This window comes from Halobellus sp. Atlit-38R (assembly GCF_003665925.1).
In the GTDB taxonomy this organism is placed as follows: Archaea; Halobacteriota; Halobacteria; order Halobacteriales; family Haloferacaceae; genus Haloquadratum; species Haloquadratum inordinatus.
On sequence record NZ_QXIJ01000001.1, the window covers coordinates 1 to 12,177 of the forward strand.

The 12,177-nt window shown below is 67.2% G+C and carries 12 protein-coding genes and 1 pseudogene; 1 reads left to right on the top strand and 12 read right to left on the bottom strand.

What is annotated here, in order from left to right; translation table 11 throughout:
* Positions 1-123 (top strand): annotated as a pseudogene (locus tag D3D02_RS00005) (IS630 family transposase); the annotation flags it as partial.
* A gap of 35 nt (positions 124-158) precedes the next feature.
* On the opposite strand, the gene D3D02_RS00010 reads toward D3D02_RS00005, so the two are convergent.
* The 12 genes from D3D02_RS00010 to D3D02_RS00065 form a co-directional block, all read right to left on the bottom strand.
* Complete coding sequence (locus D3D02_RS00010) at positions 159-638, bottom strand: Lrp/AsnC family transcriptional regulator (RefSeq protein ID WP_121567896.1); 480 nt, start codon at positions 636-638, stop codon at positions 159-161.
* A 145-nt stretch (positions 639-783) separates the two neighbouring features.
* Positions 784-3,000, bottom strand: coding sequence for an amino acid permease (locus D3D02_RS00015; protein WP_121567898.1), 2,217 nt, complete (start codon positions 2,998-3,000; stop codon positions 784-786).
* 1 nt (position 3,001) lies between these two features.
* The gene (locus D3D02_RS00020; RefSeq protein ID WP_121567900.1) at positions 3,002-3,511 is read right to left on the bottom strand and encodes an NAD-binding protein; all 510 of its coding nucleotides are present in this window, start codon (positions 3,509-3,511) and stop codon (positions 3,002-3,004) included.
* Between the two features lie 271 nt (positions 3,512-3,782).
* Complete coding sequence (locus D3D02_RS00025) at positions 3,783-5,600, bottom strand: Na(+)/H(+) antiporter subunit D (RefSeq protein WP_121567902.1); 1,818 nt, start codon at positions 5,598-5,600, stop codon at positions 3,783-3,785.
* On the bottom strand, positions 5,600-7,510 hold the full coding sequence (locus tag D3D02_RS00030) for a proton-conducting transporter membrane subunit (protein WP_121567904.1): 1,911 nt from the start codon (positions 7,508-7,510) through the stop codon (positions 5,600-5,602). The genes D3D02_RS00025 and D3D02_RS00030 overlap by 1 nt, the downstream gene beginning before the upstream one ends.
* Positions 7,507-9,072, bottom strand: a complete 1,566-nt coding sequence (locus D3D02_RS00035) for a proton-conducting transporter membrane subunit (RefSeq protein ID WP_121567906.1) — start codon at positions 9,070-9,072, stop codon at positions 7,507-7,509. Before D3D02_RS00035 ends, D3D02_RS00030 begins: the two co-directional genes overlap by 4 nt.
* Positions 9,069-9,428 carry a cation:proton antiporter subunit C gene (locus D3D02_RS00040; protein WP_121567908.1) on the bottom strand — a complete coding sequence of 120 codons (360 nt, stop codon included), beginning with the start codon at positions 9,426-9,428 and terminating at the stop codon, positions 9,069-9,071. The genes D3D02_RS00035 and D3D02_RS00040 overlap by 4 nt, the downstream gene beginning before the upstream one ends.
* Entirely contained in the window at positions 9,425-9,937 is a 513-nt protein-coding gene (locus D3D02_RS00045; RefSeq protein WP_121567910.1) for an MnhB domain-containing protein, read from the bottom strand. The genes D3D02_RS00040 and D3D02_RS00045 overlap by 4 nt, the downstream gene beginning before the upstream one ends.
* Positions 9,934-10,476 (bottom strand): DUF4040 domain-containing protein, encoded by a 543-nt coding sequence (locus tag D3D02_RS00050; RefSeq protein WP_121567912.1) that lies wholly within the window; start codon positions 10,474-10,476, stop codon positions 9,934-9,936. The genes D3D02_RS00045 and D3D02_RS00050 overlap by 4 nt, the downstream gene beginning before the upstream one ends.
* Positions 10,473-10,784, bottom strand: coding sequence for a monovalent cation/H(+) antiporter subunit G (mnhG, locus tag D3D02_RS00055; protein WP_121567914.1), 312 nt, complete (start codon positions 10,782-10,784; stop codon positions 10,473-10,475). Before mnhG ends, D3D02_RS00050 begins: the two co-directional genes overlap by 4 nt.
* A complete protein-coding gene (locus tag D3D02_RS00060) occupies positions 10,785-11,069 on the bottom strand; it encodes a cation:proton antiporter (RefSeq protein WP_121567916.1) in 285 nt (94 codons plus the stop codon).
* The gene (locus D3D02_RS00065) at positions 11,069-12,163 is read right to left on the bottom strand and encodes a monovalent cation/H+ antiporter subunit E (protein ID WP_121567918.1); all 1,095 of its coding nucleotides are present in this window, start codon (positions 12,161-12,163) and stop codon (positions 11,069-11,071) included. Before D3D02_RS00065 ends, D3D02_RS00060 begins: the two co-directional genes overlap by 1 nt.
* Positions 12,164-12,177: the final 14 nt, after the last annotated feature.

Here is a 12,177-nt window from a genome sequence, read left to right on the forward strand (position 1 = left end):
CGACAACTCGATCAAGAACTAGGGAACTGTCTGTTCGACACACTCGACGACCTTCGTGATGCTGCGCTCTCTGCACTCAACCGAATTAAAGTTCCAGATGTCTTTACGTACTTATGTCCGTGAGTATGACCCGCGGCGCGCAGACCGGTCTGCCGCCCTCAGTCCTCGCCGCTGCTGTCTGACCCGAACGGGCTGTAGGGGTTGGTGTACTCGTTGCGGATGATCTCCTCTTCGACGATCTCGAAGCCGAGCGAGCTGAGCTCTCGGCCGATCCGGCTCAAGTCGTCGCTGTCACGGCCGACGGCAGTGATGTGAACGTTCTCCTCGCCGGTCATAATCTCTCTGACGGAGATCACGCCCTCGACGTCGAGCGCTTGCTCGGCCAACCGCTCGCGTTCGGGGATCGGGGCCGTACAGAAGATGATCGTGTAGAGCTGATAGCCCATCTGCTCGTAGTCGACGTCGACGTGCGTCCCCCGGATGATCCCCTCCGATTCGAGCTTTCCGATCCGGTTTCTGACCGTGCTCGCGGAGACGCCCTTCGCCTCGGCGATGTCGCTGCTGGATGTGTGTCTGGCGTCTTTCTGGAGCGCATAGACGATGTAGCGGTCGAGATCGTCAAGATCGACTGCGGCCATACTCTGTGTGCAAATCGAATCATAGATAGGTGTTGTGCTTGTGGCGACAGCGTCAGTGGGGGAGCTATAGGGATTATCGTAACTGTTCGGAGGTTCTCGCTGTCCCGTCCGGCGAGAAATCTATGGAGACCCCCGAGAATTCCTATCAGAACACCCAGCGTTCGAGCATCTGAGCGATCCGCCCGCGGCGCTGTGCGTCCTCCGGGTGGACGACGAGCACGGGACGGTTCGCCGTCGCGAGATACGACGCGATCCCGTCGTTACCGCGTTCCGCGGCGCTCACGACGAGGAGGTCCGGAGCGGTCGGCTCCGACTCCGGGTGCGTCGCCGTCCCGCCGTCGGTGAACGGGGCGTGGCTCGAAACCGGGGCCGAACACAGCTCGGCTACGTCGCCGTGATAGTCTCGGAGCGTTCGCTTCGCGACGACGGACTCGTCCTCGCGATTCACGTACCTGAACGCGATCGATCCAGCGGCCGACGTGGCGATCGCGTCCGCGATGGCGACTTTCGCCGGATCGTACGGGCCTTCGTCGGAGAGGACGCCGACGACGTCCACGTCGTCGAGCCCTCCGGGCTCGGCGTGCAAGAGCGCGACGTCACAGGGTGCGTGCCGCCGAACCCAGTCGACGTCGGAGCCGAACAGTCGTCCGCGGAGCCCTGCGGGCGTCGCCGTCTCCTCGGTGAGGAGGAGGTCGACCGACTCGTGGGCGGCGTAGTTGACGGCGGCGTGACGCACGTCGTGACAGACGATCGTCCCGCTTTTCACGGGGACGTCGAACTCGCAGTCGAGTTCGCTCGTCTGCTCGTCGAAGCGCACGTCTGCGGGGGTCTCCGTCTCGGAGGCGTACGTCAGCGGGACCTGATCCGGGACCTGTTCGAATCGCACGACAGCGACCTCTCCATCGTGGGTTCGAGCGATGTCGGACGCGATGCGAACGAACGAACGTTCTTCGTCCTTCGAGACCGCGTGATCGAGGGCGACGAGCACCCGGTAGCCGCTGTCCCACCCGTCGAGCGCCTGCTGCGTCCGATCGACGGCGCTGCGGCCGACCTGCCGGCGAACGGCGTCGACGGCGACGCCTTCGCGATCGACGCGGCGGCGACCGTAGAGGAGGAACCAGGCGACGCCGACGGCGATCAGCGCGACCGCGCCGACGAACGGGACCAGTCCCATCTGCGTCAACAACACGAGACCGCTGAGGACGCCGACGACCTGGAGCCACGGATACAGCGGTGCGGTGAACGCCGGGTCGTACTCGGCGTTGCCCTCTCGGAACGCGACGAGCGCGACGTTGATCAGGACGAAGATGAGGATCTGGAAGGCGCTCGCGAGCTTTGCGATCTCTAAGAGGGGGACGAACGCGATCAGCACCAGCAGTACGACGCCGGTGAGCGTGATCGAGTTCGAGGGCGTCCCGAAGCGCCCGCTCACGGACGCCATCGAGTCGGGGACGAGATCGTCACGCGCCATCGCGAAGGGGTACCGCGACGAGGAGAGGATCCCGGCGTTCGCCGTGCTCACGAGAGCGAGGATCGCGGCGAGAACCACAGCGACGACACCGGGGGTTCCAAGCGTCGCCCCGGCGGCGACGGCCATCGGGGTCGCGCTCTCGGCGATCCGCGTCGGCTCCGTGACGCCGACCATCACCGCGACGATCAGCACGTAGAGGACCGTCGTGAACGCGAGCGACCCGAGGATTCCGAGCGGGATGTTGCGGTCGGGATCGGCGACCTCCTCGGCGACGCTCGCGACCTTCGTGACGCCTGCGTAGGATACGAACACCAGCCCGGTGGCCGCCAGTAGACCGCCCGCGCCGCCGCCGAAGAACGGCGCGTAGTTTGGCTGTCGGACCGACGGGGTGCCCCCGACGACGAACCACACGAGTGCGGCGAGCATCACGACCACGATGGCGACCTGCAGTCGGCCGGTCTGTTTCGCCCCGAAGACGTTCACCACGACGAGAAGCGCCGCCAGTGCGAGCGCGACCTGTGTCGTGACGCCCGGCGACACGTCGAACAGCAACAGGAGGTAGGGAACGCCGCCGACGAGCGCGAGCGCACCTTTGAACGACAGCGCGAACCACGTCCCGATGCCCGCGACAGTGCCCAAAAGTGGCCCCATCCCGCGTTCGATGAACAGGTAGGTACCGCCCGCCTCCGGCATCGCCGTCGCCATCTCGGCTTTCGCGAGGGCAGCCGGGACCACGAGCACGCCCGCGACGAGGTACGCGAGGATGACGGCCGGGCCCGCAATCTCGACCGCGAGGGCCGGGAGGATGAAGATGCCGCTGCCGACCATCGCGCCGATGCTGATGGCGAGCACCGCCGGGAGCCCGAGGTCGCGTTCGAGCGTCTTCGGCACGTCACCTCACCATCCGGTCGGTCGATCGATCGGAACTCTCGGAGACGGCGCCCCGCGTCGGACTGTCCTCGATCGGATCGGCGTTTTCCTCTGGGGTCGTGAGCGCCGAAATCCGGACGTCGAGCGCGGCCGCAGTGGTCTCGGCGACGCAGACGGTATCGACGTCCAGTTCGTCGAACGCCTCGCGGTTTCGCGGGTCGTTGACGAGAACGACGAGATCGATATCGGCGTCGCGCAGTCGGACCCGCTGAGCCAACAGGAGGTTCATCCCGTCGTTGTCGCCTGTGAGGACCACGACATCCGCGTTGCGAGCCGTTTCGACGGCCGTCGAGTCGGTGTCCGTCACTGGTGCGTGGGTCGCGGTCACTCCGTTCGACCCCGCGGACTCGACGGCTGTTTCGCTTCCGTCGACGAACCCGACGTCGCCCGTTGCTGGATGGTCTGTGAGGTCCTCTGCGAGACGACGACCGATCTGGCCGCCACCGAGGACGAGTATGTGTGTATCTGTCATCGTGAAGTGTCACGGGACGGCTTCGTGGCAGTCACGCGAGTGAATCTAGAGGACAGAACGTGATAAATTCTTCCTTAGATTGCTGAATTGTCCTAGAAGTATGGCATTATTAAACAAACAGTCCGGGCATCGGTGTGAGTGGGAGTTCTACCGCTCTCTGTTCTTGGAATCACGAGACGCAGTCTGCGCCCGCGGCAACTCGGCGCTGGCACAGACGAGGCGAAAGACGAGTGAGGTGTAGAGAGTTTCCAGAGACCTGACGAGTGTCGGTCTACAGCAATCCGACGAGCGTCGCCGCCAGCACGACGACGACGAGGAGCACGCTCGTGGCGATGCTCGCTCTGAGGCTTCCCTCCTTCAACGAACTCCCCTCCCGGCCGACGACCGCGGTCGCCGGTCCGCGAATCGCACCGTAGGGGTCGGACGCGGCGTCGAGCGCCGCGTTGGCAGTCGAGACGACAGCGCGGTCGACGGTAGCGAACAGGTCGGTGACGCCGCGGACGAGGCCGCGCATCCCGTAGAACGTGGCCGGTTCGATGACGGCGTCGACGTCGATGCCGCTTCCGATCTTCGAGAGTGGTTTCTTGAGCACGGCGAAGCCGACGACACCGAGGAACGCCAGCAGGAAGCCCTCACCGAGGTGGCTCAGCGTGAAGGGGTGAGCGTCGGCGGTGCTGCCGGGCAGCAGCGCGAACAGCGCGTCCGGGTAGAGCCCGAGCACCACACAGAGCGCCGCGACGCCGAGCATCGCGATCCGCTGGCCGGTGACCGAGCGACGGACGTTCCACGTCCCGCTGTGCTCTTTCAGGAACGCGTAGTAGCCGAACTTGATGAACGACATAAACGTCCCGACGCCGGCGAGAAGCAGGATGTAGAAGATGCCGTCGAGGTGCTCTTTGTGCGCGGCCGCGGTGATCATCCCCTTGCTGACGAACCCGTTGAAGCCGGGGAAGCCGCTGATCGAGAGCGCCGCGGCCGTGAACGCGATCGCGGTCACCGGCAGCGCTCGACCGAGCCCGCCGAGGTACTTCAGGCTCTGCTCGTCGGTCCGCGCGATCACGACGCCCGCGGTCATGAAGAGCAGTGCCTTGTAGAGGATGTGGTTGAACACGTGTGCGAACGCGCCGGCCGTCGCCAGCGCCGTACCGACGCCGACGCCGGCGACCATATAGCCGACCTGCGACTGGATGTGGTACGACAGGAGGCGGCGCATATCGTTCTGCAGGAGCGCGTAGACGACGCCGACAAGCGCCATCGCCGCGCCCATATACGCGATCGCGAGGTTTCCGTCCGGGAAGGCGCGCGCGAGGCCGTAGACGCCCGTCTTGGTCGTATACACCGAGAGGAAGACGCTCGCGGCGACGTGCGGCCGCGGGTAGGTGTCGGGCAGCCACGTGTGCAGGCCGACGAACCCGACGTTGACGCCGATCCCGATGGCGGCGAGCACGGCTGGGATCCCCGCAGTGATGCCATCGGAGGCGCTGAAGAGGAACGATCCGACGTTCGTGTAGTGCCAGATGACCGCGGCCATCAGCAGACTCCCGCCGAGGCCGTGATAGACGGCGTAGCGGAAGCCCGCGCGGACGGCCGCGCCGCCGTAGTCCCACACGAGGAGGGTGCTCGTGACGGCCATCAGTTCCCAGAAGAACACCATCGTCAGCCAGTCGCCGGCGAAGACGGCCCCGACGCTCGTCCCGACGTAGCCGAGGGCGAACGCGGTCTGTCGGTTTTCCGCTTCCGAGGAGTACGAGTACAGCACGGCGGCCGCGCCGATCAGCCCGAAGATGACGCCCATCAGTCGGGAGAAGGCGTCGACGTTGATGAGGACCGCATCGAAGCCGAGGAAGGTGGTCTGCAGGTAGACGCCCGCCGGGACCAGGAGCGACCAGACGGCGACCCCGCCGGTCGCGATCACGCCCAGCGCGTGGCCGAGGCGGCGCGAGAGGAACGGCGCGACGACCGCGACCGCCAGGATGGCGAACGCCGGTGGCACCACGGTCGGCACGTCGGCCGTCGGCAGCGTCGGCACCTCGGACGCCAGCACCGTCGCCGAGAGGTCGGCGGCGAGCGGCGACACAGTCGCGCTCATCAGAACACCACCCCCGTAGCCTCGGCGACGACACGCTGAACGAGCGCGAGGAAGATCATCCCGCGGGGCACGAGGCCGAGCGCGACGGCCCCGGCCGCGGCGACGGTGATCGGTCCGAGCATAAACCACGTGCTCTCGTCGCCGAACCCACGGCGCTCCCAGCCGGCAGCCGGCGGGCCACCGTGGTGCTCGTGGTGGTCGTCGGCATCCGCTTCAGCCAGCGACGTCTCCTCGTGAGAGTCGGCATCGTGGGAGTCGGGTCCGTCGTCTGTCGCCTCGCCGCCGAGGTGGTCGCTGGGGTGGCGGTCGACGGCATACTCGCCGTCCTCTTCGACGCGGGCGTCGACCTCGATTCGGCCCTCCGACTCGGAGGGCTCGACGTCGGGGTCGACCTCGGAGTCGACCGGTTCGGCGGCGTTGATCGGGACTTCCTCCGAGCCGGCGGTCTCGGGTTCGGAACCGCTCACGTCGCGCTCGGCGCCCTCGCTCCGATCACCGCTCTCACTCCGCTCGCCGCCGTCCGTGCGGACGCGAGCCCCGCCGATCGGGAACTCGACGAGCGGTTTCGAGTCGGCGTCTTCGGGTGTCTGGAAGAACGCCTGGTAGACGATCGGCCAGAAGTAGCCGACGTTCAGGAGCCCCGAGACGAGGAGGACGCCCGCGAAGACCGCGTTGCCGGCGTCGAGACTTCCGATCAGGAGGTACCACTTGCTCACGAAGCCGGCGACGAGCGGGAGGCCGGCCATCCCGACGCTCGCGACGGCGAAGGCGGCCATCGTGACGGGCATCCGCTTACCGATCCCCGCCATCTCGCTGATGTCGTCGGTGTGCGTCTCGACGTGGATCGAACCCGCACAGAAGAACAGGGTGAGCTTCATAAACGCGTGCGCCGGGATGTGCAGCAGCCCGCCGACGAGCGCCGCCGGCGAGAGCAGTCCCAATCCGAGCACGATGTACGAGAGCTGACTGATCGTCGAGTACGCCAGCCGGCGCTTCAGGTTGTCCTGTCTGAGCGCGATGATACTCGCGACGACGATGGTGACCGCAGCGACGGCCGCCAGCGGCAGTCCGACGCCGAGATTCCCGGCGGTTTCGGGCCCGAACACGTCGAGCACGACGCGCGCGATCCCGAAGACGCCGCTCTTGACGACCGCAACCGCGTGTAGGAGGCCGGAGACGGGCGTCGGCGCGACCATCGCGTCCGGGAGCCACGAGTGAACCGGAATCAGTGCAGCTTTCACGCCGAACCCACCCGCGAGCAGCGCGAACGCCGCGCGTGCGACGACCGGATCGGTGCTCGCCAGGTCGGCGATGCCGCCGGGCGTGAACGCGACGGTGCCGGTCGTCCAGAAGACCAGTACCGTCCCGGCCAGGACCGCGACGCCGCCGCCGAAGGTGTACGTGAGGTACTTCCGGCCGGCCTTCCGGGCCGTGTCGCTCTCGTCGTGGGCGACGAGCGGGTACGTCGCGACGGTCAGCAGTTCGTAGAAGACGTACAGCGCGACGAGGTTCGACGCGAACGCGACCCCCAGCGCCGCCCCGACGCTGCCCGCGAACGCCGCGAAGTACCGCGTCTGGGAGTGCTCGTCGAGGCCGCGCATATACCCGATGCTGTAGAAACTGGTGACGAGCCACAGCGCGCTCGCGAGCAGCGCGAAGATCATCCCGAGCGGGTCCGCGCTGAGCGTGAGGTCGATGCCGGGCACGAACGTCCCCAGCCGGGAGACGTGCGTCGTGCCGGCCAGCGTCGCGGGCACGAGGCTCGCGACGAGTCCGAACGTCCCGAGCGCCGTGAGGATGGTAAAGCCCTCGCGGACGTTCGGTCGGCGGTGCGATGCGACGATCGTGAGAATGCCGATGGCGGGCAGCAGTACCGCTGCCAACGGCCTGAGAGAGTCGATCTCGGTCATTGGAAGTACACCTCCAGCACGGGCTCGAAGACGGCAATCAGATCAGACGCGAACAGTCCGAGGACGACCGCGCCGACCGCGGCGGCGACGACCACGGTGCGGGCTTCGATGGTGATGCCCGAAGCCCCAGTCGCCTTCGCGTCGTCAGTGGACTCCGAACTCGACTCGCCGCCGTCGGGCGTCAGCGCGGCGTCGGTATCGGCCGTTGCGGCGGCGTCGGGGCCACTCACGGTGTCGGCCGTCGCCGCCGGTGCGTCCTGGAAGTACATCCGTTCGACGACGCGGGCGAAGTACGCGAGCGTCAGGAGCGTGCTCACGACCGCGACGGCGGCGACGCCCCAGCGGCCCCCCTCGACCGCTCCGAGGACGATGTGCCACTTGCCGGCGAAGCCGACTGCCGGCGGGACGCCGACGAGCGCGAACGCGAGGATTGCGAAGGCGGCGCTCACGACCGGCGCGCGGTCGGCGACACCGGCGAGGTCGTCGACGGTGCGGCCGCCCGCGACGCCCGCGAGCGCGCCGACGCCGACGAAGAGGCCCGCCTTCATAATCGCGTGGCCGACCAGGTGGACGAGACCGCCGGTCACGGCCGTCGCGTTCGCGACCGAGAAGCCGGCGATTACCAGGCCGAACTGCGCCACAGAGGAGTACGCGAGCATCCGCTTGAGGTCCGACTGCAACACGGCGAGCACCGAGCCGACGACGACGCTGACGGACGCGAGGAGCACCAGCGCGTCGAGTGCGAACGGCACCGCCGCGTCGAACGCGGGCGTGAACACCGCATAGACGAGGCGGAACAGCGCGTACGCCGCCGCCGTCGAGACGAGCGCGGAGATGTACGCAGTGACGCCGTCGGGCGATTCGGCGTAGGCTCCCGGCTGCCACGTGTGCAGCGGATAGAGCGCGGACTTCACTGCGAGGCCGACGACGAGGAGCGCGAAGCCGGTCAAGACCAGCGGCGAGTCGTAGCCGACTGCCTGCAGTTGCGTCGACAGGTCGGCCATATTCAGCGTCCCCGTCGCGATGTAGAGGTAGCCGACGCCGAGGAGATACAGCGAGGCGCCGATGGTCCCGACGAGGAGATACTTCAGGCTCGCGAGCGCCGCGGCGGGCGAGCGGCCGGTCGCGACCAGCGCGTAGGTCGCCAGCCCGGTGATCTCGATGAAGACGTACAGATTGAACACGTCGCCCGTGACGAACACGCCGGAGACGCCCGCGGTGAGCAACAGCAGCTCGCTGTAGAAGCTGTTCGAGTCCGGGCCGGCCCGCCGCGCGTAGAGGACGACGGCGACGGTCACGACGGACACCAGGACGACGAGCGTTGCCGAGATGCCGTCGGCGACGAGTTCGATGCCGAACGGCGGCGTGTAGCCGCCGACGGCGTAGGTGAATCGGCCCGTAGCGAACACCTTCGCCGCGACGGTCACGGAGAGTCCGAGGTGGGCGAGCGCGGCGAGCGCGGCCGCGACCCAGCCCGCGCCGTCCCACAGCCGCCCGAGCGCGACCGGCACGAGCGCGAGTACGATCGGGACCACTACGAGAAGCGCGATAGCGTCAGTCATTCAGTCTGCACCTCCCGGATGGCTTCCTCGTCGAGCGTCCCGTACGCGTCGTAGATGCGCACGATGAGCGCGAGCGCCACCGCGGTCAGGCTGACCCCGACGACGATGGCGGTGAGGATGAGCACGTGCGGCAGCGGGCTGGCGTACGTCCCTACTGCGTCTCCGTGGACTACCGGCGGCGCAGCGCCGTCGACGTATCCGCTCGTGACGAAGAACAGGAAGATGCCGACCTGGAAGATGTTCAGGCCGATGACTTTCTTCACCAGGTTCGGACTCGCGGTGACGCCGTACAGTCCGATGGCGACGAGCGCGACGAACACGAGGTAGTTGTAGTGGGTCGCGAGCAGGTCGATCACGCTCGCTCACCTCCTGCGGCGTCGCCGTCTCCATTGCTATTGCCGTTCCCTCCACCGCTTCCGACAGACTGGAAGTCCCCCTGTGAGAGGCTGAAGAAGAGGCTCACGAGGACGCCGGAGACGACTGCTCCGATCCCGAGTTCGACGAGTTCGATGCCGTATTTCACGCCGTCGGTCCCGAAGCCGTAGGCGGGGTATTCGAGGAACGCACCGCCCGAGAACAGCGCGCCTAGTCCGATGAGCGCGAACGTGCCGCCGCCGGAGGCGATCGCGATCTGTGCGAGCGGCCCTTCCAGCCACGCCCGCGTCGGTTCGATGCCGAAGGCGAACGCAAGTAGCAGGACCGCCGAGGCGACGATGACGCCGCCCTGGAAGCCGCCGCCTGCGGACTCCGCCCCGTGGAACATTACGAACACCCCGAACGTGAAGACGAACGGGACGACCACGCGGACGGTCGTCATAATGATGGTACTCTCGACGTAGGTTCGGTTCGGATCTGATTGGCTCATACGTACGCCTCCTGTCGAAGGACGAGAAGCACCGCGAGGCCGGCGGCGATGACCACTGTCGCCTCGCCGAGGGTGTCGAACCCACGGTAGGCGGCCAGCACGGCGGTCACGACGTTCTCGACGCCGGTCTCGGGGTAGGCGTTCTGCAGGTAGTACTCCGTGATCCGCGACGTCGCGACCGGCGCCTCGCTGGATCCGACCGCCGGAAGCGATCGGATCGTCGTCAGCAGCGCACCGACCAGGACCGCGACGATCGCGACGGACCGCCAGGCGATCCGCTCGAAGAGTCGCTCTCCGCCCGGGCGGACGGTCTTCGCGATCGTCACGAGGAACAATACCGTGGTGATGCCGGCACCGACGGCCGCTTCGGTCAGCGCGACGTCCGGGGCGGCCAGCAGGATCCACGAGACGGCGATGCCAAAGCTGAACGCCGTGAACGCGATGATCGCGTTGAGGACGTCCCGCAGAAGGATCGCGGCGATCGCAGCCAGCACGGCGAACGTGAGGATGACCGCGAGCGAGGTCGAAACGGGCGTCACTCCTCACCCTCCGTTGTCCACGGGGCGATGCCCTGATCGTAGGCTGCCCGCGTGATCGCGTGGGCGGCCGTGGGGTTGGTCACGAACAGGAACAGCCCGAGCAAGGCCGTCTTTGCGACGGCCAGGTCCGCGCCGAAGACCAGCGCGGCGCCGCTCAGCGTCAGGATGATCCCGAGCGTGTCACTCTTCGAGGTCGCGTGCGCGCGAGTGTAGAGATCCGGGAGGCGGACGATGCCGACCACCGCGACGAATCCGAAGAACGTCCCCGCAGCGACCAGCAGGATGATCAGGATCTCAGTGATGGACATTCAGATCACCCCGCCGCGTTCGACGGTGAACTTCGAGATGGCGATGCTCATCAGGAAGTTCAACATCCCGTAGACGAGGGCGATGTCGAGGAATCCCGGCCGATCGAGCGCCGCCGCCAGCAGCGCGAGCACGACGACCGCGTTCGTTCCGATCCCGTTGACCGCGATGACGCGGTCCTGCATCGTCGGTCCCGCGACGATCCGGTAGACCAACACGATAGCGAACAGGACGAACGCGCCCGCCGCGGTCAGAAGCACCGTATCGACGAGTCCGGAGACCGCCATTATTCGGCCCCCTCCGTCGATTCCGCGATCGGTTCGCCGTCGGGGCCGAGAAGCGAGATGCTCTCGCGCTCCGTCGGGGTCGGGATCCGCGCGCCCGAGCGACCGTAGTAGACGAATCGGACCGCCCGCTCTAAGCTCCCGGCGGCGAGGTCGTCGCGGGCGTCACCGGTCAGCGTGTGGATGTCGAGCCCGTCGCGGCCGACGTCGACCGTCAGCGTCCCCGGTGTGAGCGTGATGCTGTTCGCGAGCGTCGTCACCGGAAGACCGCCCCAGACTGCGGCGCGGAACCGCCGCATCTCGGGGTCGATCGGGAGGTCCGGGTGGAGGATGATGTACGCGATCGCGATGTTGGCTTTCGTGATCTCCCAGACGAGATACGGAACGAAGAGCCCCAACCGCAGGATGCGAAGCGTGGTTCGGCGCGGCGAGGGCGACGTGACGAACATAACGTTCGAGAACGCGATCGTCGCGAGCAACGCCGTGAGCCCGCCCGTCACCAGATTGAACGTGGTGAGGTGGCCGCCGATGACGAGATAGAAGGCGTACGTCGCACCGAACGTTGCGAGACCCTTCGAGACGGTCGCTCGTGAGACGAGGCGCGTTCGAGTCGTCTGCCGCTCGACCGGGGCTTCTTCGACGGAGAGGTCCGACCGCGAGAGTTCCACCTCGAACGGCCGAAGCATCGGCGCGCTCCCTCCGGGCTGGAACTCCGGATCGACGACGACCCGGTCGAGCCCGGTTCGGTGTGCATACTCGACGAGGATCGCCGCGAAGTCGCCGGGGCTGAAGAGATAGCGATCCGCCCCGACGATGGCCGTCTCGATCTCCACCGGCGGTTCGTCCTCTTCGTCGTAGTCGAGATCCTCTTCGGCCCAGACCGCTACCCGTTCGAGGAGGTCAGCGGCCGCCTCCGTGTCGTCGAGCGAGTCGCCGTCGACGGTGCGCCACCGTGCAGGATACACGAAGTGAACGGTGGCTTGCTCGTCGCCCTCCGTGGCACCCGAGCGCGCCTCTCGGAGGGCGTAGGCGACCGTGTTCCGGAACGTGGAGGATTCTCCGACTGGAACGAGGATGCGGGAGCTGCCGGCACTCATCAGCCACCACCCGC